16 protein-coding genes are annotated in these 18,204 nt (G+C 46.6%); 10 read left to right on the top strand and 6 right to left on the bottom strand.

From position 1 onward, the window contains the following. Positions 1 to 15 precede the first annotated feature (15 nt). The 4 genes from AC1DFM_RS06635 (at position 16) to rfbD (ending at position 3,555) form a co-directional block, all read left to right on the top strand. Positions 16 to 960, top strand: a complete 945-nt coding sequence (locus AC1DFM_RS06635) for a UDP-glucuronic acid decarboxylase family protein (protein WP_477075911.1) — start codon at positions 16 to 18, stop codon at positions 958 to 960. A gap of 17 nt (positions 961 to 977) precedes the next feature. Further along, positions 978 to 2,033: a dTDP-glucose 4,6-dehydratase gene (rfbB, locus tag AC1DFM_RS06640; protein ID WP_477075912.1), complete on the top strand. Its 1,056-nt coding sequence runs from the start codon at positions 978 to 980 to the stop codon at positions 2,031 to 2,033. A gap of 82 nt (positions 2,034 to 2,115) precedes the next feature. After that, entirely contained in the window at positions 2,116 to 2,676 is a 561-nt protein-coding gene (rfbC, locus tag AC1DFM_RS06645; protein WP_477075913.1) for a dTDP-4-dehydrorhamnose 3,5-epimerase, read from the top strand. A 9-nt stretch (positions 2,677 to 2,685) separates the two neighbouring features. Continuing rightward, the gene (gene rfbD / locus AC1DFM_RS06650) at positions 2,686 to 3,555 is read left to right on the top strand and encodes a dTDP-4-dehydrorhamnose reductase (protein ID WP_477075914.1); all 870 of its coding nucleotides are present in this window, start codon (positions 2,686 to 2,688) and stop codon (positions 3,553 to 3,555) included. Between the two features lie 78 nt (positions 3,556 to 3,633). Here rfbD and AC1DFM_RS06655 read toward each other — a convergent pair whose 3' ends face one another. After that, the gene (locus AC1DFM_RS06655; RefSeq protein ID WP_477075915.1) at positions 3,634 to 4,329 is read right to left on the bottom strand and encodes a TapB family protein; all 696 of its coding nucleotides are present in this window, start codon (positions 4,327 to 4,329) and stop codon (positions 3,634 to 3,636) included. 182 nt (positions 4,330 to 4,511) lie between these two features. Here AC1DFM_RS06655 and tyrS point away from each other — a divergent pair, with 182 nt between their 5' ends. Continuing rightward, positions 4,512 to 5,792 (top strand): tyrosine--tRNA ligase, encoded by a 1,281-nt coding sequence (gene tyrS / locus AC1DFM_RS06660; protein WP_477075916.1) that lies wholly within the window; start codon positions 4,512 to 4,514, stop codon positions 5,790 to 5,792. Between the two features lie 67 nt (positions 5,793 to 5,859). On the opposite strand, the gene AC1DFM_RS06665 is transcribed toward tyrS, so the two are convergent. Together AC1DFM_RS06665 and AC1DFM_RS06670 are read right to left on the bottom strand one after the other, a co-directional pair. Next, positions 5,860 to 7,152 carry an amidohydrolase family protein gene (locus AC1DFM_RS06665; RefSeq protein WP_477075917.1) on the bottom strand — a complete coding sequence of 431 codons (1,293 nt, stop codon included), beginning with the start codon at positions 7,150 to 7,152 and terminating at the stop codon, positions 5,860 to 5,862. Between the two features lie 33 nt (positions 7,153 to 7,185). After that, complete coding sequence (locus AC1DFM_RS06670) at positions 7,186 to 10,233, bottom strand: amidohydrolase family protein (protein ID WP_477075918.1); 3,048 nt, start codon at positions 10,231 to 10,233, stop codon at positions 7,186 to 7,188. Positions 10,234 to 10,427: 194 nt separating this feature from the next. Here AC1DFM_RS06670 and AC1DFM_RS06675 point away from each other — a divergent pair, with 194 nt between their 5' ends. The 4 genes from AC1DFM_RS06675 to AC1DFM_RS06690 all read left to right on the top strand — a co-directional run bounded on the left by AC1DFM_RS06675 (position 10,428) and on the right by AC1DFM_RS06690 (position 14,280). Further along, a complete protein-coding gene (locus AC1DFM_RS06675) occupies positions 10,428 to 10,871 on the top strand; it encodes a hypothetical protein (RefSeq protein ID WP_477075919.1) in 444 nt (147 codons plus the stop codon). 61 nt (positions 10,872 to 10,932) lie between these two features. Further along, positions 10,933 to 12,261 carry a glycerate kinase type-2 family protein gene (locus AC1DFM_RS06680; protein ID WP_477075920.1) on the top strand — a complete coding sequence of 443 codons (1,329 nt, stop codon included), beginning with the start codon at positions 10,933 to 10,935 and terminating at the stop codon, positions 12,259 to 12,261. An 84-nt stretch (positions 12,262 to 12,345) separates the two neighbouring features. Beyond that, positions 12,346 to 13,521 (top strand): mannonate dehydratase, encoded by a 1,176-nt coding sequence (uxuA, locus tag AC1DFM_RS06685; protein WP_477075921.1) that lies wholly within the window; start codon positions 12,346 to 12,348, stop codon positions 13,519 to 13,521. Positions 13,522 to 13,809: 288 nt separating this feature from the next. Next, positions 13,810 to 14,280 (top strand): MarR family winged helix-turn-helix transcriptional regulator, encoded by a 471-nt coding sequence (locus tag AC1DFM_RS06690; RefSeq protein ID WP_477075922.1) that lies wholly within the window; start codon positions 13,810 to 13,812, stop codon positions 14,278 to 14,280. Positions 14,281 to 14,290: 10 nt separating this feature from the next. Here the strand turns inward: AC1DFM_RS06690 and AC1DFM_RS06695 are convergent, their stop codons facing one another. Next, a complete protein-coding gene (locus tag AC1DFM_RS06695) occupies positions 14,291 to 15,238 on the bottom strand; it encodes a FecR family protein (protein ID WP_477075923.1) in 948 nt (315 codons plus the stop codon). 165 nt (positions 15,239 to 15,403) lie between these two features. Between AC1DFM_RS06695 and AC1DFM_RS06700 the strand changes: the two genes are divergently transcribed. Then, positions 15,404 to 16,702 carry a tetratricopeptide repeat protein gene (locus AC1DFM_RS06700; RefSeq protein WP_477075924.1) on the top strand — a complete coding sequence of 433 codons (1,299 nt, stop codon included), beginning with the start codon at positions 15,404 to 15,406 and terminating at the stop codon, positions 16,700 to 16,702. On the opposite strand, the gene AC1DFM_RS06705 is transcribed toward AC1DFM_RS06700, so the two are convergent. Then, positions 16,703 to 16,939, bottom strand: a complete 237-nt coding sequence (locus AC1DFM_RS06705) for a hypothetical protein (RefSeq protein WP_477075925.1) — start codon at positions 16,937 to 16,939, stop codon at positions 16,703 to 16,705. It lies immediately after the preceding gene. A 101-nt stretch (positions 16,940 to 17,040) separates the two neighbouring features. Further along, positions 17,041 to 18,204: an alginate lyase family protein gene (locus AC1DFM_RS06710; protein WP_477075926.1), complete on the bottom strand. Its 1,164-nt coding sequence runs from the start codon at positions 18,202 to 18,204 to the stop codon at positions 17,041 to 17,043.

The raw sequence follows: 18,204 nt of genomic DNA on the forward strand, positions 1-18,204 counted from the left end.
AACTTACACCCATATATGGAAAAGAAAAGAATTCTCATTGCTGGTGCGGCCGGATTTCTCGGTTCTCACCTTTGCGACCGCTTTATAAAAGAAGGTTACCATGTAATAGCCATGGATAACCTGCTCACAGGCAATATCAAAAACATCGAGCATCTTTTTCCGCTGCCCGATTTTGAATATTACCACCATGATGTAACCAAGTTTGTACATATTCCAGGAAAACTGGACTATATACTCAACTTCGCTTCTCCGGCCAGCCCAATTGATTACCTGAAAATGCCTATTCAAACATTGAAAGTAGGTTCATTGGGTACCCACAACCTGCTCGGTTTGGCTAAAGAGAAGAAAGCCCGTATCCTCGTGGCTTCTACTTCAGAAGTATATGGCGATCCTAACGTACACCCTCAACCAGAAGAATACTGGGGCAATGTAAACCCTGTAGGGCCAAGAGGCGTATATGACGAAGCCAAAAGATTCCTGGAATCTATCACCATGGCTTATCACAATTTCCATGGCGTAGATACCCGCATCATACGTATTTTCAATACTTATGGTCCACGCATGCGACTCGATGACGGCCGTGCTTTACCAGCATTTATGAGCCAGGCATTGAATGGACAGGATCTGACTGTATTTGGCGATGGTAGCCAGACACGCTCTTTCTGCTATGTAGATGATCTCGTAGAAGGTATCTACCGCTTATTATTAAGCGATTACCATCTGCCTGTAAATATTGGTAATCCTCAGGAAATTACCCTGAACCAATTTGCAGAAGAAATCATTGCTTTAACCGGAACCAAACAGAAAATCGTTTACCATCCGTTACCAAAAGATGATCCTAAACAGCGTCAGCCAGACATTACCAAAGCCCGTACGCTGCTGGGATGGGAGCCGAAAGTAAGCAGGCAGGAAGGTTTAAAGATCACTTACGAGTACTTTAAAAAGGCGTTATTAAAATAAATTAAATCTTAGCTGGAATGAAGCGGAAACTATTGATTACCGGCGGGGCCGGGTTCATTGGTTCACATGTAGTACGGTTGTTCGTAAATAAATATCCGGACTACCAGATCGTAAACCTGGATGCACTTACCTACGCAGGGAACCTGGAGAACCTGACTGATGTAAAAGATAAACCTAACTATATTTTCGAGAAGGGAGATATCACAGAGGAAACTTTTATTGATGCGCTTTTTACTAAATATCAGTTCGACGGTGTTATTCACCTCGCAGCAGAAAGCCATGTAGATCGTTCTATCATGGACCCGCTGGCATTTATTAAAACAAATGTATTAGGCACCGCTGTATTGTTGAATAATGYCCGGAAACATTGGAAAGATAAGATGGATGGAAAATTATTCTACCATGTATCTACTGATGAAGTATACGGATCTTTGGGAGAAGAAGGATTTTTCCTGGAAACAACTGCCTATGATCCCCGTTCACCGTATTCCGCTTCAAAAGCCAGTTCAGATCACTTTGTGATGGCTTATCATCACACGTATCACTTACCGGCAGTGATTTCTAACTGCTCTAATAATTATGGTTCTCATCATTTTCCAGAGAAACTAATTCCACTGGCGATACACAATATCAAAAATAATAAGCCAGTGCCGGTGTATGGTAAAGGAGAAAATGTACGCGACTGGCTATATGTAAATGATCATGCCAGAGCAATCGATACTATTTTCCATCATGGTAAAATCGGGGAAACCTACAATGTAGGCGGCTTCAACGAATGGAAAAATATTGACCTTATTCAGCTGCTGTGTAAAATCATGGATCAAAAGCTGGGACGTCCGGAAGGCACTTCTGCACAACTCATTACCTATGTAAAAGACCGTGCAGGACATGATCTCCGTTATGCCATAGATGCTACCAAACTCAATAAGGAATTGGGTTGGGAACCGTCTCTCCAATTTGAAGAAGGACTGGAAAAAACAGTAGATTGGTACCTGGAAAATGAAAGCTGGCTGAACAATGTTACCAGCGGAGAATACCAGAAATATTATAACGAACAATATCAAAAAAGATAGCAATTAACCATTAGCTTTTAGCTGTTAGCCTATCATTGGCTAATGGCTAAAAGCTAACAACCAATTGCTAACATCATTATCTATGGGCTTTCAACAAACCGGAATACCAGGGCTTTTAATTTATGAGCCCAAAGTACACGGCGATCATCGTGGCTATTTTTTCGAGAGCTATAACGCCAATACTTTCAGCGCAGAAGGTGTCACTTACCAATTTGTGCAGGACAACCAGGCACGCTCTACCTACGGTGTATTAAGAGGATTACACTATCAGCTGGAACCATATGCACAAACCAAGCTAATACGTGTACTGGAAGGCGCTATTATTGACGCGGTAGTAGATATCCGTAAAGGCTCTCCTACTTACGGTAAATCTTTTGCCATCGAATTAACTGCGGCCAACAAACTGCAGTTGCTGGTTCCTAAAGGATTTGCACATGGTTATGCTGTTATCAGCGAAACCGCAGAAGTGATGTACAAATGTGATAACTTCTACCAAAAAGGCAGCGAAGGTGGTATTATTTACAATGACCCCGCATTGAATATCGACTGGGGCATTGATCTTAAAGATGCCATCGTTTCTGAAAAAGATCTGATACTACCTACACTGGCAGACGTACAACATAATTTCATTTTTAACAGCTGATCATTTGCTATGAAAAATATTCTTGTTACCGGCGGAAACGGTCAACTGGGTCAATCTCTGCAAAAAATTGCCGGAGCATACCCGCAATTCAACCTGTTATTCACGGATTCTCAGGACCTGGACATCACGAATGCAGATGCACTTGCTGCGTACTTTGCGGCCCAACAAATTGATGCCTGCATTAACTGTGCCGCTTATACTGCAGTAGATAAAGCCGAAGAAGATGAAGACAATGCGTTTTTGCTGAACTTCCAGGCCGTAATCAGTCTCGCCGAAATCTGCTCACAACACAATGCGCAACTGGTACATATTTCTACCGACTACGTATTCAGTGGCAAACAATATCTGCCCTATACAGAAACGGACGACACCGATCCGCAAGGCATTTATGGCGCCTCTAAAGTACGGGGAGAAGCAGCCGCAATGGGCTATAATGAAAACACCATCGTGATCCGTACCTCCTGGCTTTACGCTGAATATGGTGTCAATTTCGCCAAACGCATGAAAGAGCTGATGCAGGAAAAAACGGAATTAAACGTGGTTTTTGATCAGATAGGCACCCCTACTTATGCCGGCGATCTGGCTACTGCCATCCTGGATATCCTCCAATACAAAACACTTCATCAGGATACGGCTATTGGCGGTGTATATCACTATAGTAACGAGGGAGTGGCCAGCTGGTACGACTTTTCGCTAGCCATTAAAGAAATGACCAACGCTACTACTGCCATTTTACCGGTTACATCAGACAAATACAAAACTGCTGCAAAACGCCCGGCATACAGCGTATTAAACAAGGAAAAAATTAAAAGCACGTTCGGTATCACTGTTCCTTACTGGAGAGACAGTTTAGCGAAATGCCTGAAAAATATATCATAATATACCGGAAAGGCTGATTAAAGAGACGGATACCTATGTGGTACTTTCTTTTAATCAGCCTTTTTTCATGCCCGCAAATTATTTCTTTAGCCCCGTAATCAGCGTTCCTCCTACCTTTTTCCCCTCCATAAAAGAGGCCGATTTAACCGGACCAAAACCAGGTGCAAACCACTCCGTAGCACTAAACTTCCTGGGCACCACTTTATTCATCATCGTCATCTGGAAATCCAGGTCGTAGTTAATGACATAGCAATTCCAGCTGCCGGCCGCCGTAGTAACAGTTTCCCTACCGGTTACTTTCCGGTTGCTGATCGTATAACGGAACACCATTTCCATGCCTTTCACCGCGCTTTTCATTTCATAAGACCCTCCGGGCAGCTCCTGCCCTACTGTCATATGCGCCGGATAATCGAGAAAAGCCGCATTACTTTTACCTTCAATCTTAGTCTCCGTGGCATTGGGCATAGCCGGAATACTCATTTTCATATCTATTGCTGCGCTGCTACCACTGCATTTGAAATGTCCGCTACCATTGGTTACCTGCTTATTGTTCTTATCATAAAATGTATTGGAGAAGTCAGAAACAAGGCCGCTGCCGTCATTATGCACATTATTTACCTTGTAAATAGTTTTGCCGGTGGCCGCACCACTGGCATCATAAACCGTCATTTCAATTTCTGCATTGTTGAGCAGGTAATAAAAACCTTTGCAATCCTGTGCCAGTGCGGGGATACTACCACAGCAAACCATGACAATCAGTAATAAGCGTTTCATAAAACAAGGAGTTTTGGGGGAGATGAGGAATAGTTACCGGATGAATTAACGCTGGATGGATGAATCAGCTACAGGGCTGTTGTTATAAAGTTACGCAGATATCGCCAGATCTGACCGGACCGCCTTAAAATGGGTGAATCCTGTGAATTTTATGTAGGTTTGCAAAAATTGTTATTAAAATCATGAATCTGATAGAAGAACTGCGCTGGCGGGGTATGCTACAGGATATGATGCCTGGCACGGAAGAGCAACTGCAAAAGGAAATGACCACTGCATATATTGGTTTTGACCCTACTGCGGAGTCGTTGCACATCGGGAGCCTGGTGCCTATTCTGCTGCTGGTGCACCTGCAAAAGGCAGGACATAAGCCCCTCGCGCTGGTGGGCGGCGCTACCGGTATGGTAGGCGACCCCTCCTTTAAAGCGGAAGAAAGAAAAATGCTGGACCTGGATACCCTGCAAAAAAATGTAAATGGTATCAAAGCACAGCTGGAACGCTTCCTCGACTTTGATCCTGCCCAACCGAATGCGGCAGAAATGGTGAATAACTTCGACTGGTTCCAACACATTTCCTTCCTCGATTTTATTCGCGATACCGGTAAACACATCACCGTCAACTATATGATGGCCAAAGATTCTGTGAAAAAGAGAATTGAAGGCGACAACGGGATGTCTTTCACGGAATTCACCTATCAACTGATACAGGGTTACGATTTCTATCATTTATATACGGCTAAAAACTGTAAACTGCAGATGGGTGGCTCCGATCAGTGGGGTAACATTGTTACCGGTACTGAGCTGGTACGCCGCAAAGCCCGCGGCGAAGCTTTCGCTTTCACCTGCCCGCTGATTAAGAAAGCGGATGGCACCAAATTCGGCAAAACCGAATCCGGTACCGTATGGCTGGATGCAAAACGCACCTCTCCTTATGCGTTCTACCAGTTCTGGTTCAGAACAACTGATGAGGATGCCGAAAGCTATATCCGCATCTTCACCTTCATGGAACAAGCCGAAATAGAAGAGCTGATTGCACAACACAGGCAGGATGCCGGACAGCGACTGTTACAAAAGCGCCTGGCCAAAGAGGTTACTACCTTCATTCATGGCGAGGAAAGCTACAACTTTGCCGTAGAAGCATCTTCTGTTTTATTCAATAAGGATACCGCTGCGATATTATCTTCCCTCTCTGAAGAGGATCTGACGGATTTGCTCAACAACATCCAGAAGTATGATATTTCCAGAGCAGAAATTGAAGCTGGTAAAGACATTGTGAGCCTGGCTGCTGAAAGTGGTTTACTCCCCAGCAAAAGCGAAGCACGCAAAATGGTGCAAGGCGGTGGTGTAAGCGTTAATAAAGTAAAAGTCCCCGGCATTGATATGATGGTAAATGCCGAACATTTACTGAGGGATAAATATATTCTTTTACAAAAAGGAAAAACATATATCGTTGTACAAACGGTATAAATCTTACCCATAAAAGAAAGGCCCCCGCATCAGCGGAGGCCTTTTCCTTTTATACTTACACCCCATATTATTTTAGTCCATACTTCTTTTCATATTTCTCATACAACTGCTTCTGCTTATTATCCAGGTTAATTTCCCGACCCTGAATAAAGGCTTTGCTGATAACGCTGGATTTCATATCCATGATATCGCCGGCGCTAATAGCAATATTAGCATCTTTGCCTGCTTCCAGGGAGCCGGTAGTTTTATCAATGCCTAATATTTTAGCAGCATTCAAAGTCATCGCAGCAAGCGCTTCTTCTTTGCTGAGGCCATAAGTGGCCGCCGTACCAGCTTCATAGCCAAGGTTACGCTGCTGCCAGAAACCATCGTTGCTCAGGCAAAACAGTACACCGGCTTTTTGCAGCTGGGCCGCAGTTTTATAGGGCTGATCTACATCATCATCTTGCATGATAGGCAGGCTGTGTGGCTGCGTCAATACAACCGGCACATTATTTTGCTTCAGGATGTCGGCAATGAGCCAGGCATCGCTACCACCTACAATGGCCATATCCAGATTAAATTCCTTTGCAAAGTCAATGGCGATAAGCATTTCCTTTACCAGATCACAGTGAATAAACAGCTTTTGTTCCCGGGTAAACAATTGGCGCATCGCCTCAAACTTCAGGTTGGTGGCGGCATGCTTTGATTCCTGCTGATAAGCACGGGCATCACGGAAAAAAGCCCTCACGTGTTCAATCTGGTCCATGGCTGCTTTCAGGCGATCCGTAGAAGAAGCGCTACCACGGCCACTACTGGCCACGGGCAGCAAACTGGGCATATAAAAATGTAAGGCATTATCTGTTTTATACGCTGCATCTTCCCAGTTCCACGCATCCAGTTGTACTACCGAAGAAGTACCGCTGATAAGGCCGCCTTCCGGCGTTACCTGTGCCAGCAGTATACCATTGGAGCGCAGTGTATTGATCACTTTTGAATCCGCATTATAGGCAATAATGGAGCGCACAGAAGGGTTGATTTCGCCTACTTCCCGCGCATCAATAGTAGCGCGGACGCTTTCAAACTCCACCAGTCCCAGTTTGGATTCCGGCGCAATAATACCGGGATATACATGCTGTCCTTTCAGATCTACAATGGTGGCGTCGCTACCACCTGCAGGCACATTATTACCTACCGCAGTAATTTTTCCTTTGCTGAAGGCAATGGTACCATTGTTAATCACCTCCCCATTGCCTATGTGGATAGTGGCATTGGTAAGATAAACCGGCTTGTCCTGTGGCAGCGCCGGGGATATAGTTTCCTGTGCATAGGCGGTATGTACTCCCATGGCCAGGCCTAATAAAATTAAATGTCGTTTCATCGCTGTTTGCATTTTGCGTGTAGCTTTTAATAATTAATAGCCAATGGCTTGCTGGTGTCCGCCCTGTAAGTCTTCACAGTGGTACATTTCATCTGCCACAAAAGCTGCCTTTTGGGTAGGGGTACCTTTCTTCTTTTCTGACAGCAGCAGCTGAGTGAGACGGTTACGTTCTGCGGCGATGCGTTTACGCAGCAGTAAATCATTATCGCGGTCAAATTCCACGATACCATCTACAATGGTTTTCTCTGCTTTGGCATATATGCTCAATGGGTTACCGCTCCACAATACTACGTCGGCGTCTTTTCCTACTTTGATGCTGCCCATGCGGTTATCCACATGCAGCAGTTTAGCGGGATTGATGGTCACCATTTTCAGGGCCTCCTCCTCGCTTACACCGCCATAGCGGATGGTTTTGGCGGCCTCCTGATTCAGGCGGCGGGCCATTTCCGCGTCATCTGAGTTGATGGCGGTTACTACCCCTACGTTATGCATGATGGCCGCGTTGTAAGGAATAGCATCCTGTACTTCCATTTTATAAGCCCACCAGTCGGCGAACGTACCGGCACCGGCGCCATGGGCTTTCATTTTATCGGCTACCTTATATCCTTCAAGGATATGTGTGAAAGTATTCACGCGGAAGTGGAAACTATCTGCCACATGCATGAGCATATTGATTTCACTTTGTACATAAGAGTGACAGGTAATGAAACGTTGCTGGTGTAAAATCTCTGCCAGCGCATCCAGTTCAAGATCGCGGCGTTTGCCGGGGCCTTGCTTTTCATAGTCACGGGCACGGGTAAACGCATCTATATAAATCTGCTCTACACCCATCCTCGTTTGTGGAAAACGTACGGTGTTCCGCTCGCCCCAGTTGGATTGCTTCACGTTTTCGCCCAGCGCGAATTTGATGAAAGGGTCCCAATTGGCGACTTTCAGGTCTTCTGCGTTCTGGCCCCAACGCAGTTTAATCAGCTGCGACTGCCCACCAATAGCGTTGGCACTACCATGTAATAAATGGGAAGCAATGACGCCACCACTGAGTTGACGGTAGATATTCACATCATCGGGATTCAATACGTCGGCAATCCGTACCTCAGCGGTGACCGACTGCGAGGATTCGTTGACGCCCTTGCTGATGGCGATATGCGAGTGTTCGTCGATAATGCCGGCAGACAGATGTTTGCCGGTACCATCAATCACGCGGGCATTGCCGGCGGAGAGATTTTTTCCGATCTGTGCAATTTTTCCATTGCGTAATAACACATCGGTATTCTCGAGTTTACCTTCTTTTTCGTTGGTCCAAACAGTAGCGTTTTTGATAAGCAGGTCTTCCTGTTTAGGCAGTTTCTCCCAGCCATAGCCGTTAAACGGATATAAGAGGGAACCGATTGCCGGAGCAGGTTCTTTCTTAATTGCTTCCGTTTTTTCTGTGGCATTACTCACAAATACCGCCGACCATTTCACCAGGTTGCCGCTGGTATCAACGCCCGTGCCGGTCCAGCTGTTACCGCTGATGATACCGCTGAGACGAATGCTGCTTTTGCTGCTTTTAGTCAGTGGCAAAGACATCGACACCAGTTTCTCATTTACATCGATGCGGCCGGGCAAGGTATCTTTTTGTAGTACAGACAACAGCGGAGCACTGGGAGTACCTCTTACTTCCAGGCTGTAGCTGTTACCTGGCGTGAGTGTAACGGTATAGATACCGCGGATATCATTCCATCCGTCACCTTTGATGATGTAACGGTTGCCTTGTACCCAGTTTTGATACAGGACCGTTTTATCGCTGAACACAGGACCGGAGGTGATGAGGAAGTTAGCGAGTTTACCAGCTTCCAGGCTCCCTACTTTGTCGTATGCTTTCAACAGGGTGGCCGGCGTTTTAGTCAATGCTTCGAGGGCTTTTTGTTCGCTGAGGCCATAGGCAATCGCTTTGCGAACATTGGCCATAAATTGTTTCACATCTTTCAAATCAGCAGCTGTTAAACAGAAAGGGATATTGGCTTTTTCAAAAGCGCCGGCTTCGGAGGGAGCCATTTCCCAGTGTTTCATGTCTGACAGTGATACAAAGCGGGCATCAGCGGGATCTTCCATGTCGATGGCGCCGGGGAAGTTCAGGGGCAAAATGAAAGTGGCTTTGGTGGCCACCATTTCAGGGATGCGCTGGTATTCGTTGCCACCGGCTTTGATGATATATTGTACACCAAATTCATCTCCTATTTTATCGGCGCGGAGTACATCCCATTTATCTGCGGCTTCAAACACCTGTGGTAGCTGCTGATTAGCGTTCCATGCCTGCAGGCTGAGGTTTACCCCTTCCTTTGCGGGCTGGGATTTGTACCATTGGGCATCCAGGTAAGTTTGACGTAGCAGGGCAATACAGCCCATCAGGGAGTTAGGATAATTCTGTGTAGAAGTGCCTTTATCGAAAGAATAGGTGGCAGCCGCTTTCTCCCGGATGATGGCTTTGTTGTCTCTCACCGTTGCCAGCGTTACCAGGGCGGCCGTACCACGGGCGATACCATCCGGTTGCTGGGTGAGCACCGTTCCAAAACCGGCTTCCCGTAATGGGGCCGCTTTACCATCATCTCCCGTAAACAAATCCACCGCATTTACCTCACTCCGGATAGCCTGATTCCAGCCGTATGCCCCTTTGGTGTTAGACAAAAACTGAGGTGGTGCATTCCAGGAAGAGCCGCCGCTTTTGGCTTCCGACAATCCATAGCTGCTAAAGATATCTACAAAGGAAGGATAGATGTATTTCCCCTTACAATCCAATACCACGGCATCTTTAGGAATAACAGCAGTTGCATCCGCCGCAATAATTTTTCCATCCCGGATAACGAGGGTGGCGTTTTGCAGGGTGGTTTGCGCATCTTTTACAATGGTAGCATGTGTGAACGCGAAACATCCTTCCCGGGGATCTGCGATACCGTTCACAGGAAAAGTCTCCTGTGCACTGGCGTAAGTACCTGTTCCCAGCAAGGCCAGCAACACCAACTGGCTGCGATACCGGTGCAGGGCATGGGTTAAGCATCGTGACAGCAATGCCATCGCGGGTTTCTCAAAAGCTCTTTTCATGTAAATCTTTAATTTTTCGGTACAGATTTAGTTGATTCGCTAAATGTAGTAAATCATTGAGGCGGACGTTAACAAAACACGATATTTTTTATGAATGGTAGCCGGTTCTAAAATTTTGGATTCACACGAAAAAGGGATAATTTGACAGGGGATTAGATACTAAGTTTGTTTTAAATCGATAATACTTGCTGACTATGCATTTTTTTTCTATCTATACACAAGTACTGCGCATCTGTTTGCTGGCAGTGATCACTACCTCCGCCTTCGCGCAAACCAAGGATAGTACTGATATAAAAGGCCGCTGGAGCGTGGAAGGAAGGGCCGATAAAATCACTGATAAAATTTCTCATAAAATAGGGCTGAATAAAGAGCAGTCCCAAAAAACGTATGAGATCAATGAAGACATTGTGCGCCGGAGAGATGCCGTAAAAAACAATCCTTCCCTTACACAAAAAGAGCGGATGACACAGTTTAAAGCATTGGACTCCGAACGTAGCCAGCGCTTTAAAACCGTTTTTACCGCCACACAGTATAAGAAGTGGAACAACTGGGAGATGAATAAAAAAGAGCATCTTGAACAGAAAATGGAAAAGAAGCGGCTGAAAAAACAAACGAAAAATGCCGCCCCGCAACAATAAATAACTTATTTTTAAATGGATAAGCAGTGAGTCTTCTCACTGCTTTTTTATTTTTAGGCATATGACCACGACTGATATCCGCCATATATTTTTACACGCCGCGGCAGCGGTACATCCGCAGGAGCTGATGCGAAAAAATGTACAGGTGCTGCCGGCTACCCGTATAATAAATATTTCCGGAGATGAATACCTGATCCCGGAACATGCCCGTGTTTGGGTACTGGGAGCGGGCAAAGCTGCCGCCGCAATGGCACAGGAACTGGAGCAGTTGCTCCTTCCCCATTTTCCGCTACAGGGCGTGGTGATCACCAAATACGGACATGCGTTGCCGTTACAGCAGCTTACCCTGCTGGAGGCGGGGCATCCGGTGCCCGATGAAAATAGTGTAGCCGCTTCCGTTAAACTACAAGCCATTACGGCGCAGGTGCAACCGCAAGACCTGGTGATTTTCCTCCTGTCTGGCGGCGCTTCCGCCCTGCTGGCCGATGTTCCGGCTGGCAGTACCCTGCCGGAGGTGCAGCAGTTGTTTGCCGCTTTGCTCAACAGCGGCGCAGATATCCGCGAAATGAATGTGGTCCGTAAACACTTATCAGCCATCAAAGGCGGACAGCTGGCCAAAAGCATATATCCGGCCACGTTATGTACCCTTATCCTGAGTGATGTAGTGGGCGACGACCTGAGTGTGATAGGCTCCGGCCCTACCGTGCCCGACCCGTCTACCTTTGCGGATACCCTGCAGTTACTCCGGCAGTATCATTTACCGGAAAAAATAGCGCCCGCATTACTGCAACATATCGAAAATGGGGTAGCCGGAAACGTACCGGAAACACCCAAACCAGGAGATCTCCATTTCAAACATACGCATAACTACCTGGTGGGCACTAACCGTATTGCGCTGGAAGCCGCTGCCACAAAGGCCGGAGAGCTGGGTTATCATCCGGTGCTGTTATCTGATACTATTACGGGAGATGTACACGCAGTGGCGCAGCAACTGGTACAAACAGGGCTCGATTATCACGGACCACTGCCAGCCTGTTTATTAGCAGGTGGAGAAACTACCGTAACAATCACGGGAAACGGCCTTGGTGGCCGTAATCAGCAGTTGGCTCTGGCGGCTGGTATTGCTTTGGCCAACCATCCCCATATCACTTTTTTAAGCGGAGGCACCGATGGCAGCGACGGGCCTACCGATGCAGCCGGCGCTATCGTAGATGCGGCTACGATGCAAAACGCCCAAAACAAGCAACTGGATGCAAATAGTTTTTTGCACAACAACGACGCCTTTCATTTCTTCTCAAAAGCAGGCGGGATAATGGTTACAGGCCCTACTCAAACCAATGTCATGGACCTCATGATCCTGCTCATCACGGCAGATACGCCTGAAATTTAAAATCAAAGTTTGTATCTATGTAGATAGATTATATTTTTGGGGTTTGGAATTAGAAATTCTGTATTTACAAAACGTATTTGCATTATGCTGAGAATGGAACAGACATGGCGATGGTACGGGCCCAATGATCCGGTTAGCTTGTCTGATATAAAACAGGCTGGCGCTACTGGCATCGTAACAGCATTGCACCATGTACCTAATGGCGCGGTATGGACGAGAGAAGATATATTAAAGCGAAAAGCCATCATCGAAGCGGCAGGTCTTACCTGGTCAGTGGTAGAAAGTGTGCCGGTGCATGAAGATATTAAAACACAACGTGGGAATTTTAGAGAATATATCAACAACTACCAGCAAACCTTGCGTAACCTGGCAGCCTGTGATATTCGTACGGTAACGTACAACTTTATGCCAGTACTGGACTGGACCCGCACCGATCTTTCCTATACCGTGGAAGACGGCTCCAAAGCACTGCGCTTTGAAAAAGCCGCATTCATCGCTTTTGATTTGTTCATGCTGCAAAGACCAGATGCAGCCAAAGATTACAGCGATGACGACATTGCCCGTGCGAAAGAACATTTCGACAGCATGAGCGAAGAGGCACGCACCCTGCTACAGAAAAATATTATTGCCGGTCTTCCCGGATCTGAAGAAAGCTTTACGCTGCAACAGTTTCAGGAAGCCCTGGATAAATACAAAGGCATTGATGCCACCCAACTGAAACTGCACCTGTTCTATTTCTTACAGCAAATAGCGCCGGTAGCAGATGAAGCCGGTGTAAAACTGGCTATTCACCCGGATGATCCTCCATTCCCAATTTTCGGGCTGCCACGTATTGTGAGCACCGAACAGGATGCACGGGAACTGCTCATTGCCGCTCCTTATGCCGCCAACGGCCTTTGCTTCTGCACCGGCTCTTATGGCGTACGGGCCGACAACGACTTACCCGGCATGATAGAGCGCCTTGGCGATCATATCCACTTTATTCACCTGCGCAGCACCCAACGGGATGCGTTGGGCAATTTCCACGAAGCCAACCACCTGGAAGGTGATGTGGACATGTTTGCCGTAGTAAAAAATATCCTCGTCACCATGAAACGCCGCAATGTATCTATTCCAATGCGCCCGGATCATGGACACCAGATGCTGGATGACCTCCATAAAAAAACCAATCCTGGCTATAGCGCCATTGGCCGTTTACGCGGCCTGGCAGAGCTTCGTGGCCTGGAAATGGGCATCGCGGGGGCTTTAGGCTCTGATTGACTGACGTCTACCAGTATCAGGTCTGCACAAAGAGTAAAGGTGGGGATAAGCAATACCATCGTCGGACTGAGATGCTACACCAGGGCAGAAAGCGTATTTGAACACATACCGTAATGGCTGATTACGCGTACAAATTACACTGACCTACTAAAATATAAAGGACCCGCCTTGTTGGTGGGTCTTTCTTTTTATAACACTTTTTATAATCTCAAAAAATCAATGCTTTTTTGTAGCATTGCATCAGGATAACATTTTATCAACTGTACACTTTACCAAACCTACAATACGATGAACGCAACTATAGATGCGAGATATGAGGCATGCCTGGCCAAAAGACCAGATAGCCTTGCCCGGCTGATCAACCTCTTCAAAAAAGATATCGACACGCGCGTTACCAACAGGATTCAGCAACGGGGCTACCAGAATTTTAAATTGGGCGATATGTCGCTGTTGGTGCATATAGATCCGCAAGGCACCATCAACAATGACCTCGCCAGAAAAGCGCGTATCAGCAAACAAGCCATGAGTAAAGTGGTGAAAAACCTGGTGGCAGAAAACTATATCGGCACCCGTAAACACGACACCGATAACCGCGCCAGCATCATTTTCCTCACCGAAAAAGGCAAAGAATTTATGATCAACGTGTACGACGGCGTAGATGAAACTCAGGCGTTATACGAAGAGATTATAGGAGTAGATGGCGTGGCGGAGTTGAAAGCCATTCTGAAAAAATTAAACGCAGGCTTAAAAATAGACTAATCCCTCCCCGTTATTTCATACTTACATAGTAACGATTAGCGCTGTCTTTTACGATCGGCACACGCAGCATTTTACGCAACATCCCCAGGGTTTCATCTGCCGACCGATGTTCGAAATCTGCCGTGAGCCGACGTTTATACAGGTCATCCGCAGATGGTGGCACCAGTATTTCAAGACCGTAATAACTATTTACTGCATCCAACACCTCTTCTAAAGGAATATTGCGAAACTTGAGCAGCCCGGTTTTCCAGGCCAGCTGCGACTGACTTTTCACCGTTTTCTTTTGCAGCGTGTGATGCAACTCCCGCTTTGCCTGCATATTGGCCGTTAATTGCACTTTCTTGCCCTTATCCGGCACGAGGGTTACCTTTCCCTTTACGACCAATACCTGGAACATGGTGGCCGTTTTATGCACACCAAATATGGCATTGGCAGTGTATAAAACGGTGTGCTGATCCAACTGCATGCGAATACGCTCCGGCTGATGAATTTCGAAATAGGCGTCACCGTTAAGGAGCTGTAGCTCCGGCGTTAGGGCAAACTTTGCCGCGTAGGCGATAGTGGTTTCTTTGTTGGTTATAGCCCGGCTGCTCTTCGCCAGCTGAAGGGTATCAATACCGTTAGTATGATTGGCATATTGCAACATGTGAGCTGCCGGCTGCCACCAGTAAAAAATAACGCCACAAAGCATCAATATTCCACCAATGATAAGTGCCACCCATTTAGGCGACCAGCGACGAGGCTGAGGCTCCCTTAAAACAGGCACTAACCGCTCTACATTAGCCACCGGCACAGGCGCACCTTCCTTTAACCACCCCGTCAACCGGCTCTCCACATAAGCCGCCTGTTCAGGTCCGGCAGCTGCCAATGCAGCCACCTGTTCCTGTAAAAACGGATCTTGCGGAGATTGTATATATCGTGATATCAGGTCACTGATATCTGGCGGCGGTTTATACATGTTATATGGATACTGTCGGCTATAGCTGGTACATCCGGCAAGATACTTAACTTCCTTACAAGTTCCACCGCATAGGCACTGCATTTGTATACAGAATAAATAATTAGGTCACTTGCGCAAGGTTTAATATTTTTAGTAAAGACGAACAAGGCAAAAACGATATGTATGTCACCTGAACCATTAATTCATAACGACCAGGAATATATTGAGGGATTGCTTCACCATACACCAGCAGTAATAGAAAGCATCTACCAACGGTTTGCCTCCAAGGAAAAGCGGTTTATCCTTCAAAAAAGCGGTCACGTAAAAGATGCCGCACATATCTTTGAAGAAGCCCTGATGGATATCTATTACTTCGCCAGACGTCACCCACTCAAAGTAACCGACTTCGAACCCTTTCTTCAACTCCTCTGTAAACGTATCTGGGAACAGGAACTGGAAAGACGCGGACAACGCATTCCCGGACTGGAAGCCGAAGAACTCTCTACCATGAGCCGCGATGATATCCAGGATGTGGAAGATGTGCTGAAAGAAGGAGAAAAAAGAAGGATGGCCTATCACTACTACCTCGCCTTATCCGACGAATGTAAAGAACTACTCCGGTGGTCGCTCACTGAAGGATGCCTGCAGGAAGACATTGCCGCCGAAACCCATATTCCCGTAGGGGATTTGCCCGCACACAGAGCTGCCTGCTATCGCAGCCTGTTCAGAGATATCGACACGAAGTTAAAAGCCAACAGCCTGTCAGAAAATGACCTGCTGGATACCGATCGTTTCCTGAGTGGACAAATGAATGAGACTGACCGGAAAACCTTTACCAGCCGGCTTCAAACAGATGCGTTACTGAATCAGCAGGTAAAAAGATTTGATGTAGTACGACAACTCCTGTCGCAAAAAATATGTATTGATAGCAACCGGGATGAACTGCAACACTTGCTGTTTACACACCGCAACGCGTGGTATACACTGAAAGATAATTACACCACCCCCATCCGCAATTACGTGATCCTTACCGCGCTGATTGCCGCGGGTATGGCCATTTTGCTGTATGTAAGTCCGTGGAGAAAAAATATCTACCGGCAATTTGCCTCTACAGAAATGCAGATACCAGATATTGATAGTCTTCGTGTACCCGAAGAAGCCATTAAACAATTCAACCACGGCCATTTCAACGAAGCCATTGTATTGCTGAATAATACGCTGACCAGCAATCCGGGCAACCAGTATGCCCGCTATTACCGCGGTGTGGCATTAATTGATCAGAACCGGCTGGAAGATGCACGCAAAGACCTGCTCGCTGTATACAACAACAGCAACGAACTGCGCAATGAAGCCAGCTTTTACCTGGCACTAAGTTATCTGAAAGAAGGGCGCAAACAGCAGTGCCGGGAGTGGTTATTAAAAATTCCACCCGGAGCCCCCAATTATCCTAAAGTGCAGAAACTGATAGAAGAATTAAAATAATTAGTTCAGGTATAGGCCTTTGCTACAATGAATAATACTCTCCACTTCTCCTTTAATCAATTCATACACAGGCGCCTTGTCTGTTTTAATACGTATCAATTGTTGTAATACCAGGAAGTAAATTTCACCTCTGTTACAGCCGTCAATCTGGGCTTTTAAAATGTTATGTTTTACCTCTTCACAACCGGTGGCATCCAGTTTCTGGTAAATTACATACAAGTCGTCCATCCAACTCATATCTCTAAAGTTTAAACATAGTGTATAGTCCTCTAAAGTTAACTAATTATATTAATAAAAACAGCCATCCGAATCTTAATAAATTGTAAATTCTAACCTACTCAAAACCAGATAACTGGGTTCCTTACTGGCAGGTTACGCAGTACTTCTTCTTCCGTGGGATCAGCATCCAGCGAGCGCCATAAACGATAGTATTCAGTATGTTGTAAAGCAGCCGCGCCAAAAAGCAGGAAAGGCTGGGCTACCGGCCAGTTATTCCAATACATGACGTCATGGGCGTAAGGCCAGCTATTTTTGTTTTTTACATAGGGAGACAGGAACGCAATCCCCTTGCTGATACTCCGACCATTTTCCGTGGTGTACTGCCACAGATTGTTTTCTTTCGTACTCAGTAGTTGACACAATGTACTCATCGCGTCCAGGTTAAACAGCGAGTAGCCGTATGGTTTAGTACGTTTCAACTCCCGTGGAAAGCTGCCGTCATCGGCCATTTGCGAAGGCAGCAACACCGTTTTATAACGATCAATACAGAAATTCAGTAACGTTTTATCTTCCACAAAACGGGCAAATGCGGCTACCTGCATCACCCAACAGGTGCCATGGTTGTTGGCGGCATTCATTTCATCTTTGCCATAAGGATGCGTGGTAAGCCATTGCAGATAATCACTGAACCATTGCTTAAAAGCGGCCAGATCAGCCGGCGGAATAGCACCCGCCTTTTCCATAATACGCAATGCCTGCACTACTTCCATCAGGTKAATGGTATCAATAATACCAATTCCACGGCCCGTTGCGCGGCCCTTTATGGCCTGCGCATACAACAACGATGGATTCATGCGGGTGGCTGCTTCTTCAAACCAGGCTTTTGCATGTAACAGCGCATGCTGCAAATAGGTACGATCGCGGGTAGCCACATATCCCGCGGTCAACGCTCCCATCACACGACTCAGCCGGATCATCGCCTGGCGGTGCGCCACAAAATTATCCGGGTTGGATTGTCCGTCGCGCTGGATATAAGGACTATCCAAATGCGCCGGGTCCGGCCACCAGTAGTCTCCTTCGGAATAAAAGTCGTGTATACCTCCCGCGCTACGATCACAATGAAAAGCCGTAATGGTTTGCGGCGCCTGCTGCAAAGCCCAGTTGGCGCGCTTTACAATAGCAGGCCGTGTATCCTTGATCAACTGCTGCAGGAAAGGCGACTGCGCGTTCGCCGCATACATTATACAACAAAACAGCGCCAGCAAACCAATACGTTTAGCCAT

The sequence above is a fragment of the Chitinophaga sp. 05T412 genome (genome assembly GCF_056396465.1).